Here is an 18,855-nt window from a genome sequence, read left to right on the forward strand (position 1 = left end):
GCAAAAGTGGTCGGTTATCCACCACTGGAAGCCTGCTTTGCAGACCTTTTTACTCATGTTCGGCGAAGAGCGCGTCCCGCTCTCCGCCCTATGAAAATTTGTTACACAGTTTATTTGACAGACTCCCACCCTTACGGTGCATATAACCGTTGCGGTGCAGGATCAGTTTTGCCTCATCAACGTAGGCTTTTCTCACGCCTTCCCCGTGCTGTTCCTTCATCGCATCGTAGAACTTTCCGGTGGGGACTGGCGTCCCATAATTCTGCATCAGCAACACCAATACCTGTTTGTGCCCCTCTTTTAATTTAAAGCCATCCTCATCAGTGATCACATTAACATCAACCAATTTATCTAGGGTTGATAGCATCACTTTTTTGAAATCACCCATTTCAGTTGGCTTATGTTGGCCTGCTGGTGAGCCACCATCTGACCCAAAATCCCCGCTGGACAAAGCTGGACAAATTTGTCCAAGGTTTTGTCCAGCATCATCTGGATTTTGACCCGCGTTTGACCCACGTTTAACCCCCGGTTTCCCGGCGATTTTCCCGATTTTGCGCAAGGTGCGGACAAGAAATTTCAGCTTTGCCATTTTTCCGGGTGCTGCTGGCTGTGGTTGGTTTTGGCTTGCAGCGTGGGTTGCTAAGGTGATGACGATCAATAATTCAAACGCAACTGCCAGTATTGTCCCGAAAACTAATGAGATGGACTTCGGGTCACTGGTGACTTCTGCGCTTGCACCGAAGAAACCCAACAGCCCAGCGATCATGTCGTTGACCGGGAGCGTGGGTTTTACGTCTTTTAGCTGTTCACGGGCGGTTTGGAGTGCCTTGGACTGTTTGTCCAAGTTTTTGGACTGGACAGACAAACCGGAAACCAGTTTGTCCAAGTTTGTCTGGGTTTGGACAAGCTCCTCACAGCCATTATCTGGCACTTTGGTGTACCCGTTGGACGCCTTGCAGCCTTGGGTAGCCACCCAAACGGTGGATGGTGCGGTATTTTTTCCGTTTAAATAGATGCGTTTCCCGGATGCCGTGAGGGCTGTCCGGTTTTGGATAGCCCTGATCTTGGCACGTAACTGTTCCTGCAAGGCAAGGTTCTCGGCATCTGGGGCATTGCTTTGCACCCGTGCATCAGCGGCCTTGGTGCTGGCTTGGATTTGTTGTTGGGCGAGCTGGCTGTCCAAGGTGTTGTTGGCGTTTTGTTGGGCGAACAGGGAGCCAAGGCCAATGGTCGCGGCGATGCTCAGCACCCGCAAGGTTGTGACCCCGGTACGTTTCCCCCAACTCTGGGCATAGCCTGCCGTCCTTGGGACGATCACCTTTGCCAAGTCCGCACAAAAGAACAGGGCTGGCAGCACAGCGGCGGAAATGGCGTCTGTGCCCGCACCCAACAAGTACCAGAACAGCATGTTCATGATGGTGGACATCTGCCAGACCTGCACATGCGCAAAGAATATCCCTGCGTGGGCGGCATCCTTGTTGCTGCGGTAGTTCAGCCCTGCGGCGGCAACAGAAAGTGCGGTCAACAGCGCCACCACCAGCAACACCTGTGCTGGCGTGATGGCGGAGAGGAGGTTGTTGGTGTCAATGGCGTTCATGGCAGTGTCCCAATAGTCCCAGTGGTTTTGTTTTGCTCAGGTTGGCGGGGTAGGGCGCTTAGCCGCCCTGCCCTTTTAAACGTCCGGTTTTTGTGCGTTATTGTTGGTATCGGCATGAATGCCGATGGCTGCATCCTGTGCCGTCTCGTGGGCATCAAGGTAAGCCTTGGGCAAAGTGGCGACATCACCTTGCAAGCCCGCATAACCTTCTGCCAATAGCCGCAAGGCAACATCCCAGCCCCCGGCAAAAACCATCAGGCGTTCATCACGGCTGATGCGCCCTGCCCGCTTACCCTTATTGCCACCATTGGTGGGCAGGAATGCCAGTTCTTGGCCTTGCAGGTGCTGTTCCAGTGCTTGGCGGCTGGCTTCAAACATCGGGTGGCTGCGGTCTGGGGCTTGGATGCCATACACCCTGACCCGTACCTTGCGGCCTTTGTGCAGGAGGGTCAGCGTATCCGCTGCTTCCACCGAGGCAAGGCGGCAAGCCACCCTGCCCGCCTGCCCCAAGGTTGCCAGCAACACATAGGCCAGCAATGCCCCCGCCACCATCAGGCTGATGGCGTACTGCCCGTGCGGGTGTAACACCACCACCAGCAGCACCAACAGGAATGCGGTCAGCAGGTAGGCTTGCAGTGATGGGTTAATGTGGGTGTGCATGGTGTTGGCTCCCTTTCATTGGTCGTCGCCCTCTTCTGTTGTGCCTGCCGTTGAGGTGAGAGTCCCTTCACCATCGCTAAACCCACCCTTGAATGGGGTTTCATCCACATAGGCGTCTGTCACCTGATCCCACCAATCATCCCGGTCGGTGGTTTGGTTTGTCTGTGCCAGAGTCATGCATTGCCCTCCCCCGTCCCCCGGTATTCCCGGTTGTACTCAATGAAGGAAGATGTGACAAAACGGAAACCAACCATCCGCTCCCCATGCGTGCGCTTATGGGCAACTTGGCGGCGGGCTTCTGTTGCAGCATCCAGCCAATAATGGCTATGGCTGATCAGGCGGATACGCAACTCACGCGCTTCTGCGTCAGTGGTCAGGCCATCCTGCTCCAAAGATTGACGCCATGCCTGCCGTAACCCACGGGCGGCAGCAAGGTGTTGGCGGTGGATTTCTGCCAACGGTGCTTTGTGGTGGTTTACTTGGCTCATTCCCCAACCCCCTCGCCAATGGCGGTGCTGATTTCATCCAGCTTTGCCACCACCGCCATCGGGTGGTTCAATGCTGCGCAGTAACCTTCACGTTCTGGGTCGGTGTCACGTTCCCAGTGTGCTTCCCAGCCATCCTCACCCGCATCAAAGGTGTTGAACTGCCAACCATCGCCAATGGGTTGGTAAAAGTTGGCTGTTTCAAAGTCTGGCAGCTCATGTACCTCGTCTTCCCGGTATCCCTCGAATGCAGATTCTGCATACCGTGGCAGCAACTTGGTGCTACAGGTAAAACAGCCTGCCTGCCCCCACTGCCAAGCCATGCATTGGCTACCGCAGCAGTTCCCTTGGTGGGGCTGTTGGGTGAGGTGGCAGAGCTTTTGCCCTGCTTCCGCTTCGGTGAGTGTGGTGATCCTGATCATGACACTCTCCTGTTATTGGTGTTTTTGGAAATATGCCCGTGCCTCCGAGCTTTCCCACTCGCTGGGGAGTGGCTTACGGCTCCAGCCGCGCAGTTCTTCGTTGCCATCGCTGTACAGTGCATACAGGTCAACCTTCACACCTGCGGGTGCTGCGTCAGCTTCTGCTGTCCACTCGACCCCCGCTTGGGCAGCAGTGCCGGATGGTTTTTTGACTTCGACCCCATCCTTGCGGATGGAGAATCCTGTTATGGTGGGTGTCCCTGCCATGTCTGCTGCTCCTACTCAAAAGTGTGTTGTTGTGAGTAGTATGGGAACGACTTAACCAAAAGTAAATACTAAAAGGGAACAACTGGTAAAGTTATTTGATCCGGTCACCATCGGTCAGCGCCTGCGGGAAGCCTATGGATATTTTGCAGGGTATGGGCGAGGGTGCTATTCTTGTATGACGAACTACTTTTATGGGTATGACAGCATGAGTGGATTAAGGATCAATGCCCGGCTTGATGACGAAAGCACCGGGGACTTGCAGTTCCTGCGGAAAATCTTAGGTGATAAGTCAATCACTGAGGTGCTGAAATATTCATTGCAACAGGTCGCACAAGATTTTCGGGACAAAGCTAGAGCCAAACGCCAGAAACAACTCTGGATGGAGAGTGGGCTGATCGGCTGTATTCAGGATGCACCTGAAAATTTGTCAGTCAATTACAAAAAATATGTGGCTGGGTATCTGGATGGGAAATATCCCCAACATGTCAGCGAAAAATAGCATTATTGCCGATAGCGGTTTCTGGATTGCACTGTTTCACCAGAAAGACCAGTACCATCTTGACGCGGTGGCTGCGTTGGAGAAGTTTGCCGACCGTCTGCTGGTTGTCACTTGGCCTGTCATTGTGGAGACCAGCCATTTGCTTTTGCAACGTGCGGGTTTTCAACAACAACTGACATTCTTACAAACGATTCAACGGGGTGGAGCTGATATTTTTTCCTTGGACGATACATCGCACCTACCAAGAATGAGTACATTGATGCAGAGGTATCGTGACCTCCCGATGGACTTAACAGATGCTTCATTGGTTATTTTGGCAGAGGAGCTGGGGCACGGGCGCATCCTCTCCACCGACCAGCGGGATTTCAACTGTTACCGATGGAAGAACCACGAGCCATTTGAGAACTTACTTTTCTAAAAATGGGCGGATATGGAGAAGAGGAGATTAATATGTCACGTATCTTCTTCGACATCATCCTTTCTCCTTCCCAAGCTCAGCGAAGGCATTAGCGACAGTATGGATAACGTCTTTTAATTGCCCAGAACATCTGTAGCTTTCTAGCAAGTGACATTCCTCGCTAGATAGTTCTTCCAGTGATTTGCGTTGACCTGAAATTAGCCATGTAGGATCAACACCAAACAATTCTATTAACTTGAACATAAATTCCGCATCAGGAGTTCGCTTCCCCGCCTCATAATAGGATACGGTTTTGGGCGTTACTCCCAATTGTTCTGCGAACTCAGCTTGGGATAGTTTCCCCTCCCGCACCTCCCGCAAGCGCTGACCGATGGCGACCGGATCAAATAACTTTACCATTTGTTCCCTTTTAGTATTTACTTTTGGTTAAGTCGTTCCCATACTACTCACAACAACACACTTTTGAGTAGGAGAACCAACCACTATGGATACAGATACCCCCCGCCCAGCCTTGCGCACCCCAGAGGCGGTGCTCACTGATTTCCACTGGCGAGGCATCACCGTTACAGGCTGGTGTCGCGCAAACGGTTTTAGCCGCCATGTCGTCAACTCAGTGCTGCATCGGTACACCCCCGGCCTCCGTGGGGAGGCTCATAGGGCGGCTGTCGCGCTCGGCATCAAAGCCGCACCAGAACAAGCAGTGGCGGGCGGAACCAATGAATAATGCTACCACAAACGCGCTAAATCACCTGCCATTTTCAGCGTTAGCACGGGCAGTTGGCATTTCCGAGGCAGAACTGTTATCGGTACTGATGCGCTGTTTCCATTTCCTGCCATCCCGTTTCCGGCTGATGTTGGCAGGGGGCAAGCCATAAACAGCCATTATCTGGCACAACACCTGAGCTGACAGGGCATCCCACTAACTGACTGACTTTTCCAAGAACAAAGGCTGAAAAACAGCCTGACGGGCAAGTTTTGCCTGCGAGAAATGAAAACGGACAAACAACGGACATAACAACAGGCACAAGAACATGAAAACAACAGGGGACAGGATCGCGGACACACTGGCAGCAGCAACATTGGCGGTGTGCCTTTCGGCAATCGCCTGCGGTGCTGGTAGGGCGGAAGCCGCAGAAGCTAACACCGGCACGGTGAACTTGGCGGCAACGCTCAAGGATGCACCGGCTTTCCAGAAGGTCAGTTGGGCAGTGGTGAGGGACAGGGACACGGTGAAGACCAGCCATTCCCATAGCCTGAGCCTTGATTTGATGCCGGGAAATTACGAAGCACGGCTGGAATGCAACGGTAACAACCGCAGCCGCAGCTTTACCGTCAGCGTAGGCAGCAGCAACAGCTTTGTGCTGGCCTGCGATTAGCTAGGGGAATGGACATGGGAACGAAACTGGAACTGATTTTTACCTCCCTACTGCTGTTGGCAGGGGCTACCCAAGCAGGGGAGCAAGAACCACTGGCAACAGAAAGTACCCCGTGGGGTGCTTATGTGGAAACCGATAGCGGCAATGACGCCAACCCTTACCAACAAGCGGCGCTGGCGTGTGGGGATCAAGAACCCGTAGCACTGCAAGCCTGCATTACCCGTTACCTTGAAGGAGAGTAACCATGAATACCGCTGCAAACACTAAAACAAACGCACCAACTAATCCCCAACCGCGTGCCGCCACGGGTACAGGTGCTGCTGGGGCAAAACTGAAAACGTTCGGGACATTCGCCGCTGGTGGCTTGGCAAGTGCAGTCATCACCACGGCACTCCTGCACGGTTGGGGAGTATTGGGCAGCAATGGCCTGAACCCGTTTGGGGATGGCGGCAAGTCCGGTTACAAAGATACCGATGCCAAAACAGGCATTGCCCGCAAAGCGGGGCTTACTGTCAGGCCAGCACCTGCCATTGGGCAAGGGCAAGGCATGGATGGGCTGGCGTCAGCCCCCGTGGTGATGCTGGCAAGGATGCCCACCCCACCCGTGGCACAAGCAAGCACGGTTGGGGCGAATGTTGGCTTTGTGCCAGCCGTGCGCCAAACAGGGCAAACCACCCGGCAAATGCTTGCCAGCGGTGCGGCACTCCCACAAGCCCCTGCGGTTGCCACTGTTGCCACCACTAGACCAGCGGCACGCACGGACAGCAAACCCGTAGCGGCAAGTGCTGCCAGTGTTGCGGGCGGCGATACTGCTGCACATGGTGGCACGGCGGCAGGCGGCAACTGGGTCGCAGCACTGATGCCGGGTGATGCCAAGGCCGCACCTTCCCCCTATTACTACGCATACACCGCCCAAAAAGGCGGCAAGCCCCACGGGGTAACGCAACAGAAAACAACCTTGCCTGCGGCAAGCGGCAATAACTGGGTGGCATCACTGATGGGCAACCAACCCGTCAAACGGACAGCCGGACGGGCTTCCCCCTACCAGACGACCAGCACCGCACTCGGTTCCGCTGCTGGTGTGGGTGGCGACCGCCTGACAGGTGGTGGGGCGGATGCCGTGTGGGCGAAAGGGGATATTGAGGTCGGGGCAAAGAAAGACCCGCATAAAAGCAGGATCAGTGTCTGTACTGAGGAGCGGGGAATGGTTTCCGGTTGCGTTGTTGGTGAGGAGTTTTAACCGATGAAAAGCACGATAAACCAAACGGCAGTCAACCGGACGGTGTACTGGGTGGCTAAAGCCTTTGCAGTCATGATGTTGGCGGCTTACCTTGCGGCCTTGGGCATGGCGTTACATGCCTATGGGGCAGGTGATAAAAATGGGGCGCTGCTGTGGGCAGTGCTCATGCTGTTGCCCTTGGCGCTGTTGTGGCTGGCATCCGTGCTTGCCGCACCCTTCATCCGTGATATGGATCGGGGTATGGATGCCGCCAAAACCGCACCAACGGTGGGGGGCTGACCATGCAAAATGCGCTTTCTGGACTTTTCACCCCGTTCTTGGGCTTGGTGCGCCTCACTAACTTGCTGTTGGCCTTGGGGGTGGCAGGCATTGCCGCCAATACGCTGATGGGTGACAGGACGCTGCATTTCCGTGCCACCTTGAGCCATAACGACACATTCTACGGTTGGGCATTGGCATGGTTGGCAGTGTCGCTGTTGGTACAGGCGCTGGGCTGGTGCTGCACCAGCCGGCAAGGCAAACGGGGCTAGCGGCATGTGGCGCTTATTGACCATTGCGGTGTCGGGGTCGTTGCTGGCGGTGCAAAACGCCAGCCCGGATTTTGCCGCTGTGCTGGCACGGCATGTCCAGAACACCCAGACCGCCTTCGCACAGGATGATGCGCAGTACTTTTCCGACAAGGCTGATGTTGCGGCGGCTGTTACTACGGCTTTTGTGCTGTCCGCCGCTGATGCGGTGTCGTTTGCGGACTTTGCCCAAGAACTTGGGGACATCCGGGCTGACCAAGAAGCGGATGCCAGCACGGCAAGCCCGCAGGCAGCGCCCAAAATCACCCCGGTGATGATCCGTGACAACCTGCAAGGCAAGGGGCGGATCATTGCGGCGGCGGAATCGGCAGGGCGGCAAACCAATTTGCCACCCAGTTACATGGCAGCAATGGCGGTGATTGAGTCCAGCATCAACCCATCAGCACGCCGCTGCCAACGCAATGGGTGCGACGGGGCGGTGGGGCTGTACCAGTTTGTGGGTGATACCGGGCGCAGGTATGGCTTAGTGACGGGCGGCGCAGACCACCGTACCAATGCTGCCGCCTCCATCCGTGCTGCTGCCCTATTGGCACGCGACAACCGCGCCGCGCTAGTGCGGGCAGGCATCCCGATCACGGGTGCAAACCTTTACATGGCGCACCAGCAAGGCAGTGATGGTGCTATTGCCACGTACCGCCTTGCGCACGGCATGGGGCTACGGGCTGGACGGGGATTGATGCACAACATTGGCAACAACTTGCCGGGCAACATCCGCAGGCAATACTTCAATGGCCTGCCCAACGGCAAGCACAAGTTTTGGGTGCTGAAACCGGGTGTCAGTGCAACACAGGCCGCCACGGCGTTTTACCGCCATTGGGATGCCAACTATGCCCGCTTTGAGGCGGCAGTGAACCGGACGTTTGCCGGGCAATTACGCGAGGTGTGGGCATGAGCACCAACCAACAACAGATAACCGGAGGCCAACCATCATGAACATGGTTGCTGTTTTTGACGAAATCATCCGCCGCAAGCCCGCCGCATCTGAGTGGCTGGCATGGGCTTGCCTGATGCGCCAAACCTTATGCTTTGGCAAGGCAGAGGATGACCTTGCCGACTCACGCTTGGAAAAGCTGGCTGGCTTACGCCGTGACCATGCCCGTGCAGCCGTGCGCAAGGTCGTTGGCATGGGGCTGTTCGAGAATGCCGGGCAAGGCAAATACGGCACGGTATACCGTATCCCTGAACGCTTTTTGGATGGCAGCAGCTATATCGGTTTCAATGCCAACATGGGGGCAAGTGAAACCGATGCTTACGCTGAAATCACCGTAGACAAAACAGACGAAGCTGGAACAGTTGCACCAGAATACGGGGAGGCTTACCAGCACTTGCTGGAAACTAACCGGATGTTGGTTGAAGCTAACCAAGTTTTGGTAAACACCAACCAAAGCTTGGTGGAAACCAACCGTATCTTGGTCAATGCCTTACCAACCCTTGGTGGGCAACTTACCAAAACTGGGTCAAATGCTTACCAAGAGTTGGTAACAGACAGTAATAAACCTAAACATAACAAAACCACTACAACCCTACCCCCTGACAGTTGGGGAGAAGCCGAAGACGCGCAGGAGCGTTGGCCTGAACACTGGGGGCAGGCAGGGCAAGGGCTTGATGGTTTTCAGGCTTGGGGGGAATACGCAGCAATGGCAGCACCGCAACCGGCAGAGGGACAGCCAATACCTGCAAGCCAAACCAAAACCAGCGGGATCACCGCCGAGGCCCTGCAATACCCCGCAGGCTTGTCAGCGGCAGAACGGGCAAAAGCACCGGGAAAACTGGACGGGCTGCACCCCCAGATTGCGCAGGAGGTGCTGGACGCGCTGGCATGGAAGATGGCGGACGGAAGCGTAAAAACCCCTATAGGCTTGTTGGTGTACATGGCAAACAAGGCACGTGAGGGCACATTTGACCGCACCCCTGCACTGGAATGGCGCAAGGGGCAGCAGATGGCACAAGCCAAGCAGGAGGGCATTACGCTGGTAGAATTGAACAACTTGGCAATTGATATTAAGGAAACCCAACGGCTACACAGGGAAAGTGGGCATGAGGTATTTTTTAAGCAGGCTGAGACGATGAAAGCCACGTATTTCCAGAAGCTAGAAGTGTACAAGGTAGCACAAGCCACACTAGCGACGGCACATGGGCAAGCCCCATGACAGCTCACTTTGCCCTATTTCCCCTATGAGCACCCGCTATCGGTGGTTGCTTGTGCCCGAAATACATCAGGCCAGCAACCACCGGAATTTCAGGAAAACAATTAAGCGCAGCGCCGTTTTGCATGACAGTTTCTTACTCAACAGTGCCGTTGATACCCATTTACAAACCAAAGGTTTTGCCTTAAGGTATCCGCCTATCCTATTGATAGGGCTAATATCTTAAGGGGCACAATATGACAATTAACCCACCCTCCCGCGACCGCGTGGCAGAAGCTTTGGCACTGTTGCAGGACGCCCACCAACGCCTGCTGGACAGCAGTACTTATGGGGCTGACGTGCTGGTTTACCGTGCCATCCTGTGTTTGTCTGGGGCACTCGAACCCCTGCCCGCCTCACCAGCGTCCCACGTAAAGACACCCAGTGTCCCTGCCTTGGCCTGAAATGGAGGTACAAATGGAAAGTAAAGAACTGGCGCTGATGGCGGCGGAAATCGCCGCCCTGTTGCGTAAATATGTCCCCGGCGGGGAAACGGTAGCCTTACGTTCAGAAACCACCAATATGAGAAGCAAAACTTGTGCTCAGGTGTTTGCCTTTAGCCCAAAACAAGGTGGGGTTTTCTCCGTCAATGCTGAACTTCGACATCCCCCTCCGGGGCAAGGGAACTTGGACGCGAAGTGTATTCCCTAAAATAACCAGAGATGTCTGATTGGGTGCTTTTGCCCATTTGTCTCGCCAGTTATGGCAAGCGTCCCTGCGGTCTAGTCCCCATGCGGTGACGGTGCAGCGAAAACCGTCAACAACAGTTCCGCATCGTCGATCAGCCGGTAAACCGGGCGTTTGCCTGCCAACTGCTCACTTTCTGACAGGATAATGGGTACACCTTCGCCACGCTTGTCCATGATGAAATTGCGTTGCGAGCCAATGGCATCCACATTCATCGGGCATTTCGCCAGCAATGAACACAGCAGTTCATTCCGCGCTGATTGCCGTTCGGGCAGGCTGTCCACCGTCATGGTGTTGGGGATTGCTCCCGGCGAAAACAGTTCCAGACGGTCAGCGAACAGGTGTAGGCGGATTTTTGAGCCGTAGATGGAGTAATCCCGGTGTGCTACCGCATTCACCACGGCTTCAAAGACGGCGCTGAGGGAGAATTGTGGGGTTTCAATGCGGTTGGGGTTTTTCACCGCATACACCCGCATATTGCGCTCGACGAATTTGCAGGCATCGCGGATTTGTTCATCCAGCGGGCCGTGAATGTCCTTGGCATCCAGTTGGTAGGCGGCATTGCGTTCCGTGCCACGGTATACCACGGCTTGGATGTAGGCGTTGCTAATGAAGTCTGCCGGACGTTCCGTCGCCATCAGCACACCGCTGACCGTGGGATACCAGTTGCCGTCTTCGTCGCAGGTGATGAGCTTTAGCTTGGAGAGGAATTCACGGTCATCTTTGGGTGATAGCGGTGAGCGGAACCGCCGCCACAACGGTGCTTTCAGGTCATCCAGTGCAGCTTGCGGGACTGCCTGTTCATCGTAACGGATAATCCTTGCCTGACTGCGCTGTTGGAACAGTCGGGCAAGGGCATCCGGGGTCATTTGCCGTTTGGAACTGCCGATACGGTAGAGGTAGCCGCCGGGGCTTTGGTGCACAAACAGGCTGCGGGGGATGTCAATCCGCACTATCGCGGTTTCATCGCCATCCGGGGTTTGGGCGGGGAGTTTGCGTATCCGGCAAAGTAATGGTGGGGTAATCTGGTCATTGGCAATGTCCCGCAACCATGTTTCCACAGTGTCCACTTTGTCTAGTGGGATGCCAGTAACAGCCTTGGATTTGTCATCCACCCCCAGCACGATGACGCCCGTATTGCTGTTTGCCATCGCCGCCATTTCGTCCGCCATGCCATTGCGGTGGGGTGCGCTGACCTGTCCGCCTTTGAATTCAACCCGCTTCAATTCAAGCACGGAATCTTCGCCAAGGGCGATTTGCTTGAGCAGGTTGTTGGTTGAATCCGGCATGGTTGCATCCTTCAGGCTGGCTGGAACGTAAGGTACGAGGATAGCATACCCTTGTTTTCCCCGCCGCCCCAGCCAAACCACAAAGCCACGCTTTAACTGGGCGTGGGGGTACTGTCCAAATTGGCGGCCTTTTTCATCGCCATCACCGCTGTTTCCATCGCCTGCCGTACCGGGTCGCTGTCCAAACGGGCATACACTTGGGTACTTTGCGGGCTTTGGTGGTTCAGGGTTTTGCCGATGATGACAAGGCTTGCTCCCGTGCGGGCTTGCCAACTGCCGAGGCTGCGGCGTAGGTCGTGCATCCGCAAGTCTTCCAAGCCAACGGTTTTGCGCACTGTGTCCCAACTGCTTTTGGGTTCAACCAGATGCCCGGTTTTATTCAGGCTGGAGGGGAAAACCCAATCACTGGTGGTTGAGGATCGCCGTCCTTTCAGTACCGTTATTGCGGCATCTATGAGTGGGACTACCTGTGATGTGCCATTCTTGGTCATCGGGATACGCCATTCACTACGGTCAAAGTGGATGTCATCCCAACGCATGGATAGCACATTATTTTTACGTGCGCCCGTGTATAGGCATATCAGGAAAAAGTCCCGCGTAGCGGGTTCGGCTAACCCATCAAGCGCATCAAAGAATTTCTGCATTTCATCTGGTTGAAGGAACCTCTCCCGTGATGTCACCCGGAATTTTTTTACACCGACGCAAGGGTTAATACCTTCAAAAAAATCCCACTCTATGGCTTTATTGAAAAGAACCCTTAATACCGCCAATGCATGGTTAGCCGCATAAACACCCCGTTCTTTACCTGTTTTGGCGTGCCAAGTCAGGATGTCATTGCGGCGAATCTCGGAAAGCTGCCGACGCTTCCAGTGGGACAGGTGATATTGGAAGCGCTTTTCATCATCTGTCCAAGTGCGTTTGTGGACTTTGGCGTGGCGTTCAAGGTAAATGTCGAATAACTCACCCAATGTCAGCTCTGCCCTTTCTTCCTGCCGTATGGAAGTGGGGCTTAGCCCTTGGGCTACTTGCATGTTCACGCCCACCGCAAGTTCGCGGGCTTGTTGAACCGTGATTGTCCCAAATGCATCCAACCTCACCCGTTCAGGACGGCCGCGTATCCTCCGGTAGATATAAAAAACTTTCTTTCCGGTTGGGTACACGGTCAGGCATAACCCATTCATTTGGGTGTCATGGTAAGTTACCCGTTTACCATCGGTTGGGATTGGCAGTGCGGAGATGACCCGCTGCCCGAACAAGAGTCGCCGTTCTTCAGTCATATGAATTCCTTTTGGTGCTACGCTGGTGCTACGCGGAAACGTTATTTAACGGTATTCAATGACAACAAAAGGTACGGAAAGTTAACGAATGATACCTCACCAATTCCATGATTCTTAAGGGAAAAAACAAAATCTCAAGGAAAATCATAGCGATGGCAAAAAAATCACCTTAAATCTCATAATCCTTTGGTTCACAGTTCGAGTCTGTGTGGGCCCACCATTTATATCCAGAAAAAATAACGAGTTATCGAAATATCCATAACTCGTTTATTCCCCCTCATTCATCCCGTGCTACCCCTGTGCTACCGAAGAAGAAGTTTTCAACCCTCCGTATGTTGCAGGGACTGTAAGCCAGCCTGCCGATAAATACACCTATTAAACCCCGCCCCCTTCTGTGCTAGCCTTAACGTAAGTAACCAAGCGTTTCGAGCGCACTGGGACAGCATACAAGCAATGAGGGAGATGAACCGTGAATACCGTAAAAGCTTTGTTTTTGGTGGGGATCAGTACTGCGGTCTTGGCAGTTGCCGCCCAAGCCCACGCCGCCAGTTTTGATTGCCAGAAAGCCGTAACGCCGGTTGAACATGCCATTTGCGACAATCCCGAGCTTTCCGGTTTGGATGATGAAATGGCTGAAAACTACCAGCTGGCACTACGAAAAGGTAATGCCAGCACGGTCAAAGCTGGACAACGGGCATGGCTGAAAGAACGCAACGCCTGCGGGGATGACCGTTCTGGCATGGACGAGTGTATCAAAGACCAATACGGCTACCGTCTCAATGATTTGGGGCGGATGGTTTACCTGCCTCAAAAACTCAAAGCCTGCTCAAATTTGATGATTGAGGACAAAACGACCCGTCTGGGTGTTGCCCCCAGCGAAGCCGGTGGCGAGGTCGTTGTCAGCATGAGCCATCATCTCGGCTTTTATGTACAGTCGGTGGCTGGCTTGCCTGCCGATGAAGACGCAAACCAATACATGTATGACACCGACGATTTTGCCAAGGGCGATACCGTAACCGTGTGTCTGGTCAGGATACCTAAACACTGCCCGCCGGGTGATGACCGTGGTAAGGAGTACACCATCACCAACGGCAAAAACCGCAAGTCTTTCGCCGCAACACCAGATTGGCATTCCTGCGGCGGCGCGTAGCGGAACTCACCTTCCCGGAGGTACAAGCCATGATGAACAAACCCCTTATTTTCTTGCTGGCCTGCCTTGCAGGTACAGCTAATGCGGCTGGGCACAGCACGTATTGCAACCAGCGTTTCGGTTTCTGTGCTGACTACCCTGACACCCTGACGATGGCTCCACAGGAAGAGTCGGGGGAAGGCGGGCATGGGCGGAATTTTTCCGACAGCAACGGTTTTACGATGGTCTTGTACGGCTATAACAACGTGGATGAAAGTACGCTGGCAAGCACCAAAAAGGGCGATGAAGAACTCTTCGATACCATCACTTACCGCAAACAAGGCAGCAACTGGTATGCCCTGTCGGGCTATCAGGGCGACAATATCCTGTATGTGAAAAGCTGGGTTGGTATTGGGGCGATCAACCGCCTGTCATTGGACTACCCTACCCGCCTGAAAACCACTTACGACGGGGATGTGAACTACATCGTGCGGCATTTCAAGCCGGGGGATTTAGCGGAAATGCATTGATGCCCATTTTGTCTGCCCCCTCCAAAACAACCGGAACATTGATGACGCCAACATTAGCTTATTTTTAAGCAATGCTCGAAAAATAAGCTACACTGAAATTGCCCAGTTAGCCGATGCGTGCTGATGTTTGGGGCGAGGGATCGCATACTATTTCAACGTGGCAGCTCAACATGAAAAGATTATTGTTTTTAACCCTTCTTTTACCCGTCCTCTCCTTGGCGGATACACCACCTGCACCTCTGTTACCGCAACCAACCGATGCCTATGAACAAAATAATCTGGGCTGGATGTATGCACGCGGTCAGGGTGTTGAAAAAAACTTGTCGGAAGCGTTGCGCTTGTTCCAAGAATCCGCAGACCAAGGGAACCCCTATGGGCAAATGAACCTTGGCCTCATGTATGAAAATGGGACGGGCGTGAAGCAAGATAAGGCTGAGGCGATTAAGTGGTATCGCAAAGCCGCTGAGCAAGGAAACGAGCCAGCTATCATTGCACTTCAGCGGCTTTCTGCCACCTGATAGGGTACAGGGTAATGGGTGTAATGGTATTTGCAGCAACCGAGCCGTTTTCCGCGTGTGGCATGAAGTTAACCCCGATTGTTGATCGTGATCGTGGAACCCTGAAGCATTCCCACGGCGATACTACCGTTATCAGCTTTGATGTCGCCCTGCACTTGCACGGCAGTTGGCGGCTGTTCCGGCTTCGACGATGAACCTGCCGGGGCGTTTGGCTGTTTGGCCTTAATACCATCCAGCAACGGCGCGTAATCCTGCGCCCGCAGTTCAGCCAATGGCGTGGTCAGCCTGCCCGCCGCGAAGTTCATCAACTTGCTGGCATTCTGGCTGATGTCACGGATGACATTAGCCCTTTCATACTCATCGACATACAAAGCGGGATCACGGCCTTCCAACAACTTCCTGATCTTGGCGTGCTCGGCAACCCAGTAATCCACCACGCCAATCCGGTAAGCCATGTCCTGCAAATCACAGTCATCGGCGATGATGGGGTGGGTACGTTGCTGGAAATCGCCTTTCTGCCATGTGCGCAGCAACTCATACATGCACCACGGTGACTGGAAATACGGCTTGCTGAAAACGGTAATGACGTGTTCGCCACCCGTGAGTTTGTCCATGAACTGCTGGATCGGCTCACCGTGTTTGATTTCATTGTTGTCACGCAACAGGCGGATATTCCGGGATGGGCAGTGCTTTTCGAGTTCGGCAACAATGCCCGTCCCGTGCTCGATGCTCCATGAATAGGACACAAATACAGTTGTTTCGCTCATGTCAGAGTTTCATCGTCCAGAGGTTTCAGAGATCAGAGTAATGGGGACAACACAACAACGAAATCCCACGAAGTCGTCACGGAAGTCTTGCCCGCTGGGGCCGCGCACAGAAGAGCGGACGTACCCCTGATCGTTGTCGAACGCCCCGCCGCGCAACACGCAAACGGCCCGTTCGCCGTTTGCAAAAGAGCGTTTCTGCCACGCTTCCGTGCCAATGGCAGGGTACGGATATTCGCCGTATTCACTGCGCATCCACTCCCAGACATTGCCAGCCAAGTCTTCACAACCAGACGGGCTGACACCTTGCGGGTAGATGCCCGGTGTTGTCACTTGCCCGATAGCCATGTTGTAGTTGAGGTGTTCATCGCTGATCCCATTGCCCCACGGGTAAGGCCGTTGCGGTTCGGGGTTGTTTTCCAGACCACCGCGTGTTGCCTTTTCCCATTCAGCCTCATCCGGCAAGGTGATGCAAAAATCCCACCCTAACAGGTTTTTGTCATGCCGGTGTTGGGTCAACCATTGGCAAAACTGCATGGCCTCCTGTTGGGAGACATAAACAACAGGCGAATTGGCAGCTCCACGCAAAGCGTTTTCATTACCCAACTTGAATCCTGCCGCTTGCGTTTCAGGTGCGTCAACAAACTGCCGGAACTGCGCCACCGTGACCGGGTATTTCCCCATCCGGTAGCTGTAGCTTACGTTGTATTCACCAGCCGGGGTCTCTGGTCGCCACTCCCCACCTTCTTTATCGTATTGGCCTTTCCCCATCCAGAATTTACCTGCGGGAATTGGCACAAATTCCATGCCTTCAACCGTCATGATTTCAGTGCGTGGGTCGCCGATGAGGGCGAGATAGCGACCGATAGCGGCGCGTTCCACGGCTTTCAATAGCGGGGAAGGCAAAACTTCCGGCAAGGCATGACGGATACGCTGGAAAATGCGTTCCTGCCGCTTGCTCAGGTCGGTATGACGCACATTTTCCGCCATGATTTCCGCCGCCAGCCGCAATCCCCATCCCGATTGTTGCGGTGTATCGTCGTTATCGGCGGGATGCAGGCTATCCAGCAGGCTCCACACCTGCCCCGGCTCTTTTTGCGCCTTGATGCCACCCGCCAGCACCACTACCTCACGCCAACGGTCGGGGTCGGTTTTGCCCAAATGGGCGGCGACTTCGTGCCATTCCTCATAGTCATCATGGTGTTCAAATAGGGCAGGTTCCTCACGCCGCAGATAGGCTGCCGCCAGATATTCCTGAAAACTGCGGTGCGGAAAAGTGTAAACCGCATCCATTTCATTCGCGCCGCCACGCTGGTAGAGGATGCCTACCCGGTCACGCAGGTATTCGCACAGGCGTAACGGTTTGAGGTCAGTCTTACCTTCACGCAATAACTCTGTGACCAATTGCCCGGCGGCAATGTCGGCGGTTTCCTGTGCGCTGGCCTGATCCTGTTGGGCATGGGCAGCAAATGCCAGCCGTTCCAGCACCAGACGGATGCTGTCCTGCCCGGTTTGCAGGTATTCCGCCAGACTGTGCTGTTCACAGGCGATGGCTTTCCCGACATCATCCGCTTTGAAGCGGGCTTTTTCCCATTCATCGACCAACAGCTCCAGCAAACGCTCGTACAAGTCGGCACGGCGCTCTGGCAATTCGTGGCGGTTGGCATGGAGGTAGGCAATCAGGCTCAGTAGCAAAGGCCGCGCCGCCAGCTTTTTCAGGGAGGGGCGGGCCAATACTGCCGCTTGCAGCTTGCCCGCCCGCTGTTCCGCCACCTCACCCTGATAATCACGTGAACTGCCGTACCAGCGTTGGATAAAACGGATCATCTGCCCGTCAGTAAAGGCCGCCAGATGGGTTTCAGCGAACCGCGCCAGCTTCCATTCCGGCTTGTCATAGGCATAAGGGCGGCATGTCACCAAAAAGCGGGCGGAGGCAAAGGTTTTGACGAAGGCATCCAGACAGGCAATCAGGCGTTTGCGGCGTTCCCCGGCTTGCGGCACTTCGTCCAGCCCGTCAAACATGACCAGTGCTTCGCCTGTACGCAAGCGGGCATCCAGTACCGGGCGGTAGGCTTCCAAACAGTTGTCCTGCAAATATTGGTGCAGAAAATCCAACACACAACGGGCGTTGGCGTCGGCATCACTGGCGGGGAAATGGCGGGAGGCGGAAAAGTCCCGCAGGATCAGGCGCACCGGGATCAGGGCAGGATGTTCCCAGCGCTGGCGGAGTTCCTGCTTTTCTGGTTCATCCTTGCCCTCCACCTTGATTTCCTGCGTTTGCGGGTTGCCGTTTTCATCCGGCAATGGCGCAGTCAGGGTTATCAGGTTGGCACGTCCATCCTTCAGGTTTTCACCCGCCAGACACAAGGCAAGGTAGCTGACGAAGGCGCTTTTGCCACTGCCGGGGTCGCCAGTCAGTACCAGACGTTGCTCACGGTTCAACACTTCCAGTGCCGATAATGGCTTTTGCTGGCGTTCATCCGGCAGCCTGTCATGCTGGCCTTCCACCGTGGTAGTCAGCAACGCTGTATAGACCGAATCCAGCCCAACGGTTGGTGTTTTCTCATCCTGCTTGCGCACCAACCGTAGCCATTCCAGCCGCATGCAATCCTGCATCACGAAGCGCAGGTAATGCTGCTCGTGCTGGCGGATTTCATCTTCGCTGGTGACATGCCCCGTCTGGTTGATAATCTGGATGACGCTGTTGTAGGCAAGCCCGACCGCTGCCGAACCTTTGTCTGCGTGTGGCATACTACCCTCAGCCGTTGGACGTATTGGTGAGCGTGACAACCGCTGCCGCGACACGGCCTTGCACGGCGGTTTGCTGCTCGAATGCCGGATGCTTGAAAATATCAATCAGGTTAGACATGGGCATTTATCCTGTAGGGGTAATGCCGACATTATAGGCATAATTACCCAGACCG

General features: G+C 54.6%; 27 protein-coding genes. 16 read left to right on the forward strand and 11 right to left on the reverse strand.

Going from position 1 to position 18,855, the window contains the following annotated elements:
• Positions 1-88: 88 nt before the first annotated feature.
• The 6 genes from PHE17_RS07515 to PHE17_RS07540 form a co-directional block, all read right to left on the reverse strand.
• On the reverse strand, positions 89-1,597 hold the full coding sequence (locus tag PHE17_RS07515) for a hypothetical protein (protein WP_301015213.1): 1,509 nt from the start codon (positions 1,595-1,597) through the stop codon (positions 89-91).
• A gap of 75 nt (positions 1,598-1,672) precedes the next feature.
• Positions 1,673-2,257 (reverse strand): thermonuclease family protein, encoded by a 585-nt coding sequence (locus tag PHE17_RS07520; RefSeq protein ID WP_301015214.1) that lies wholly within the window; start codon positions 2,255-2,257, stop codon positions 1,673-1,675.
• 15 nt (positions 2,258-2,272) lie between these two features.
• Positions 2,273-2,434 (reverse strand): hypothetical protein, encoded by a 162-nt coding sequence (locus tag PHE17_RS07525; protein ID WP_301015215.1) that lies wholly within the window; start codon positions 2,432-2,434, stop codon positions 2,273-2,275.
• Positions 2,431-2,745, reverse strand: coding sequence for a hypothetical protein (locus tag PHE17_RS07530; RefSeq protein ID WP_301015216.1), 315 nt, complete (start codon positions 2,743-2,745; stop codon positions 2,431-2,433). Before PHE17_RS07530 ends, PHE17_RS07525 begins: the two co-directional genes overlap by 4 nt.
• Positions 2,742-3,164 carry a hypothetical protein gene (locus tag PHE17_RS07535; RefSeq protein WP_301015217.1) on the reverse strand — a complete coding sequence of 141 codons (423 nt, stop codon included), beginning with the start codon at positions 3,162-3,164 and terminating at the stop codon, positions 2,742-2,744. The genes PHE17_RS07530 and PHE17_RS07535 overlap by 4 nt, the downstream gene beginning before the upstream one ends.
• 12 nt (positions 3,165-3,176) lie before the next feature.
• On the reverse strand, positions 3,177-3,431 hold the full coding sequence (locus PHE17_RS07540) for a hypothetical protein (RefSeq protein ID WP_301015218.1): 255 nt from the start codon (positions 3,429-3,431) through the stop codon (positions 3,177-3,179).
• Between the two features lie 205 nt (positions 3,432-3,636).
• Here PHE17_RS07540 and PHE17_RS07545 point away from each other — a divergent pair, with 205 nt between their 5' ends.
• Together PHE17_RS07545 and PHE17_RS07550 are read left to right on the forward strand one after the other, a co-directional pair.
• Positions 3,637-3,930: a hypothetical protein gene (locus PHE17_RS07545; protein ID WP_301015219.1), complete on the forward strand. Its 294-nt coding sequence runs from the start codon at positions 3,637-3,639 to the stop codon at positions 3,928-3,930.
• The gene (locus PHE17_RS07550; RefSeq protein WP_301015220.1) at positions 3,914-4,348 is read left to right on the forward strand and encodes a hypothetical protein; all 435 of its coding nucleotides are present in this window, start codon (positions 3,914-3,916) and stop codon (positions 4,346-4,348) included. Before PHE17_RS07545 ends, PHE17_RS07550 begins: the two co-directional genes overlap by 17 nt.
• A 54-nt stretch (positions 4,349-4,402) precedes the next feature.
• Here the strand turns inward: PHE17_RS07550 and PHE17_RS07555 are convergent, their stop codons facing one another.
• Positions 4,403-4,747: a helix-turn-helix transcriptional regulator gene (locus PHE17_RS07555; RefSeq protein ID WP_301015221.1), complete on the reverse strand. Its 345-nt coding sequence runs from the start codon at positions 4,745-4,747 to the stop codon at positions 4,403-4,405.
• 85 nt (positions 4,748-4,832) lie between these two features.
• Here PHE17_RS07555 and PHE17_RS07560 point away from each other — a divergent pair, with 85 nt between their 5' ends.
• From PHE17_RS07560 to PHE17_RS07610, 11 genes are all read left to right on the forward strand, one after another.
• The gene (locus PHE17_RS07560; RefSeq protein ID WP_301015222.1) at positions 4,833-5,072 is read left to right on the forward strand and encodes a hypothetical protein; all 240 of its coding nucleotides are present in this window, start codon (positions 4,833-4,835) and stop codon (positions 5,070-5,072) included.
• Positions 5,065-5,223 carry a hypothetical protein gene (locus PHE17_RS07565; protein ID WP_301015223.1) on the forward strand — a complete coding sequence of 53 codons (159 nt, stop codon included), beginning with the start codon at positions 5,065-5,067 and terminating at the stop codon, positions 5,221-5,223. The genes PHE17_RS07560 and PHE17_RS07565 overlap by 8 nt, the downstream gene beginning before the upstream one ends.
• A gap of 156 nt (positions 5,224-5,379) precedes the next feature.
• Positions 5,380-5,724, forward strand: a complete 345-nt coding sequence (locus tag PHE17_RS07570) for a hypothetical protein (RefSeq protein WP_301015224.1) — start codon at positions 5,380-5,382, stop codon at positions 5,722-5,724.
• 14 nt (positions 5,725-5,738) lie between these two features.
• On the forward strand, positions 5,739-5,966 hold the full coding sequence (locus PHE17_RS07575; RefSeq protein ID WP_301015225.1) for a hypothetical protein: 228 nt from the start codon (positions 5,739-5,741) through the stop codon (positions 5,964-5,966).
• Between the two features lie 2 nt (positions 5,967-5,968).
• Positions 5,969-6,964 carry a hypothetical protein gene (locus PHE17_RS07580; RefSeq protein WP_301015226.1) on the forward strand — a complete coding sequence of 332 codons (996 nt, stop codon included), beginning with the start codon at positions 5,969-5,971 and terminating at the stop codon, positions 6,962-6,964.
• A gap of 3 nt (positions 6,965-6,967) precedes the next feature.
• Positions 6,968-7,243 carry a hypothetical protein gene (locus tag PHE17_RS07585; RefSeq protein ID WP_301015227.1) on the forward strand — a complete coding sequence of 92 codons (276 nt, stop codon included), beginning with the start codon at positions 6,968-6,970 and terminating at the stop codon, positions 7,241-7,243.
• A gap of 2 nt (positions 7,244-7,245) precedes the next feature.
• Positions 7,246-7,494, forward strand: coding sequence for a hypothetical protein (locus tag PHE17_RS07590; protein WP_301015228.1), 249 nt, complete (start codon positions 7,246-7,248; stop codon positions 7,492-7,494).
• A gap of 4 nt (positions 7,495-7,498) precedes the next feature.
• The gene (locus PHE17_RS07595) at positions 7,499-8,443 is read left to right on the forward strand and encodes a transglycosylase SLT domain-containing protein (protein ID WP_301015229.1); all 945 of its coding nucleotides are present in this window, start codon (positions 7,499-7,501) and stop codon (positions 8,441-8,443) included.
• Between the two features lie 37 nt (positions 8,444-8,480).
• Complete coding sequence (locus PHE17_RS07600; RefSeq protein ID WP_301015230.1) at positions 8,481-9,701, forward strand: hypothetical protein; 1,221 nt, start codon at positions 8,481-8,483, stop codon at positions 9,699-9,701.
• 233 nt (positions 9,702-9,934) lie between these two features.
• Complete coding sequence (locus PHE17_RS07605; RefSeq protein WP_301015231.1) at positions 9,935-10,141, forward strand: hypothetical protein; 207 nt, start codon at positions 9,935-9,937, stop codon at positions 10,139-10,141.
• 13 nt (positions 10,142-10,154) lie between these two features.
• Complete coding sequence (locus tag PHE17_RS07610; RefSeq protein WP_301015232.1) at positions 10,155-10,388, forward strand: hypothetical protein; 234 nt, start codon at positions 10,155-10,157, stop codon at positions 10,386-10,388.
• 71 nt (positions 10,389-10,459) lie between these two features.
• Here the strand turns inward: PHE17_RS07610 and PHE17_RS07615 are convergent, their stop codons facing one another.
• Both PHE17_RS07615 and PHE17_RS07620 read right to left on the reverse strand, forming a co-directional pair.
• Positions 10,460-11,713, reverse strand: a complete 1,254-nt coding sequence (locus PHE17_RS07615) for an ATP-binding protein (protein ID WP_301015233.1) — start codon at positions 11,711-11,713, stop codon at positions 10,460-10,462.
• Positions 11,714-11,805: 92 nt separating this feature from the next.
• Positions 11,806-12,990, reverse strand: coding sequence for a site-specific integrase (locus PHE17_RS07620; RefSeq protein WP_301015234.1), 1,185 nt, complete (start codon positions 12,988-12,990; stop codon positions 11,806-11,808).
• Positions 12,991-13,459: 469 nt separating this feature from the next.
• Here PHE17_RS07620 and PHE17_RS07625 point away from each other — a divergent pair, with 469 nt between their 5' ends.
• The 3 genes from PHE17_RS07625 to PHE17_RS07635 all read left to right on the forward strand — a co-directional run bounded on the left by PHE17_RS07625 (position 13,460) and on the right by PHE17_RS07635 (position 15,167).
• On the forward strand, positions 13,460-14,140 hold the full coding sequence (locus PHE17_RS07625; RefSeq protein ID WP_301015235.1) for a lysozyme inhibitor LprI family protein: 681 nt from the start codon (positions 13,460-13,462) through the stop codon (positions 14,138-14,140).
• A 29-nt stretch (positions 14,141-14,169) separates the two neighbouring features.
• A complete protein-coding gene (locus PHE17_RS07630; protein WP_301015236.1) occupies positions 14,170-14,649 on the forward strand; it encodes a hypothetical protein in 480 nt (159 codons plus the stop codon).
• Positions 14,650-14,819: 170 nt separating this feature from the next.
• The gene (locus PHE17_RS07635) at positions 14,820-15,167 is read left to right on the forward strand and encodes a tetratricopeptide repeat protein (protein ID WP_301015237.1); all 348 of its coding nucleotides are present in this window, start codon (positions 14,820-14,822) and stop codon (positions 15,165-15,167) included.
• 68 nt (positions 15,168-15,235) lie between these two features.
• Here the strand turns inward: PHE17_RS07635 and PHE17_RS07640 are convergent, their stop codons facing one another.
• Both PHE17_RS07640 and PHE17_RS07645 read right to left on the reverse strand, forming a co-directional pair.
• The gene (locus tag PHE17_RS07640) at positions 15,236-15,934 is read right to left on the reverse strand and encodes a toll/interleukin-1 receptor domain-containing protein (protein ID WP_301015238.1); all 699 of its coding nucleotides are present in this window, start codon (positions 15,932-15,934) and stop codon (positions 15,236-15,238) included.
• Positions 15,935-15,943: 9 nt separating this feature from the next.
• Positions 15,944-18,682, reverse strand: a complete 2,739-nt coding sequence (locus PHE17_RS07645; protein ID WP_301015239.1) for an SUMF1/EgtB/PvdO family nonheme iron enzyme — start codon at positions 18,680-18,682, stop codon at positions 15,944-15,946.
• Positions 18,683-18,855: the final 173 nt, after the last annotated feature.

The sequence above is a fragment of the Thiothrix sp. genome (assembly GCF_028714775.1).
GTDB lineage: Bacteria > Pseudomonadota > Gammaproteobacteria > Thiotrichales > Thiotrichaceae > Thiothrix.

Coding starts and splice junctions, on each gene's coding strand:
- PHE17_RS07515 (WP_301015213.1), bottom strand. CDS start 1,597: ATGAACGCCATTGACACCAACAACCTCCTCTCCGCCATCACGCCAGCA.
- PHE17_RS07520 (WP_301015214.1), bottom strand. CDS start 2,257: ATGCACACCCACATTAACCCATCACTGCAAGCCTACCTGCTGACCGCA.
- PHE17_RS07525 (WP_301015215.1), bottom strand. CDS start 2,434: ATGACTCTGGCACAGACAAACCAAACCACCGACCGGGATGATTGGTGG.
- PHE17_RS07530 (WP_301015216.1), bottom strand. CDS start 2,745: ATGAGCCAAGTAAACCACCACAAAGCACCGTTGGCAGAAATCCACCGC.
- PHE17_RS07535 (WP_301015217.1), bottom strand. CDS start 3,164: ATGATCAGGATCACCACACTCACCGAAGCGGAAGCAGGGCAAAAGCTC.
- PHE17_RS07540 (WP_301015218.1), bottom strand. CDS start 3,431: ATGGCAGGGACACCCACCATAACAGGATTCTCCATCCGCAAGGATGGG.
- PHE17_RS07545 (WP_301015219.1), top strand. CDS start 3,637: ATGAGTGGATTAAGGATCAATGCCCGGCTTGATGACGAAAGCACCGGG.
- PHE17_RS07550 (WP_301015220.1), top strand. CDS start 3,914: ATGTCAGCGAAAAATAGCATTATTGCCGATAGCGGTTTCTGGATTGCA.
- PHE17_RS07555 (WP_301015221.1), bottom strand. CDS start 4,747: ATGGTAAAGTTATTTGATCCGGTCGCCATCGGTCAGCGCTTGCGGGAG.
- PHE17_RS07560 (WP_301015222.1), top strand. CDS start 4,833: ATGGATACAGATACCCCCCGCCCAGCCTTGCGCACCCCAGAGGCGGTG.
- PHE17_RS07565 (WP_301015223.1), top strand. CDS start 5,065: ATGAATAATGCTACCACAAACGCGCTAAATCACCTGCCATTTTCAGCG.
- PHE17_RS07570 (WP_301015224.1), top strand. CDS start 5,380: ATGAAAACAACAGGGGACAGGATCGCGGACACACTGGCAGCAGCAACA.
- PHE17_RS07575 (WP_301015225.1), top strand. CDS start 5,739: ATGGGAACGAAACTGGAACTGATTTTTACCTCCCTACTGCTGTTGGCA.
- PHE17_RS07580 (WP_301015226.1), top strand. CDS start 5,969: ATGAATACCGCTGCAAACACTAAAACAAACGCACCAACTAATCCCCAA.
- PHE17_RS07585 (WP_301015227.1), top strand. CDS start 6,968: ATGAAAAGCACGATAAACCAAACGGCAGTCAACCGGACGGTGTACTGG.
- PHE17_RS07590 (WP_301015228.1), top strand. CDS start 7,246: ATGCAAAATGCGCTTTCTGGACTTTTCACCCCGTTCTTGGGCTTGGTG.
- PHE17_RS07595 (WP_301015229.1), top strand. CDS start 7,499: ATGTGGCGCTTATTGACCATTGCGGTGTCGGGGTCGTTGCTGGCGGTG.
- PHE17_RS07600 (WP_301015230.1), top strand. CDS start 8,481: ATGAACATGGTTGCTGTTTTTGACGAAATCATCCGCCGCAAGCCCGCC.
- PHE17_RS07605 (WP_301015231.1), top strand. CDS start 9,935: ATGACAATTAACCCACCCTCCCGCGACCGCGTGGCAGAAGCTTTGGCA.
- PHE17_RS07610 (WP_301015232.1), top strand. CDS start 10,155: ATGGAAAGTAAAGAACTGGCGCTGATGGCGGCGGAAATCGCCGCCCTG.
- PHE17_RS07615 (WP_301015233.1), bottom strand. CDS start 11,713: ATGCCGGATTCAACCAACAACCTGCTCAAGCAAATCGCCCTTGGCGAA.
- PHE17_RS07620 (WP_301015234.1), bottom strand. CDS start 12,990: ATGACTGAAGAACGGCGACTCTTGTTCGGGCAGCGGGTCATCTCCGCA.
- PHE17_RS07630 (WP_301015236.1), top strand. CDS start 14,170: ATGATGAACAAACCCCTTATTTTCTTGCTGGCCTGCCTTGCAGGTACA.
- PHE17_RS07635 (WP_301015237.1), top strand. CDS start 14,820: ATGAAAAGATTATTGTTTTTAACCCTTCTTTTACCCGTCCTCTCCTTG.
- PHE17_RS07640 (WP_301015238.1), bottom strand. CDS start 15,934: ATGAGCGAAACAACTGTATTTGTGTCCTATTCATGGAGCATCGAGCAC.
- PHE17_RS07645 (WP_301015239.1), bottom strand. CDS start 18,682: ATGCCACACGCAGACAAAGGTTCGGCAGCGGTCGGGCTTGCCTACAAC.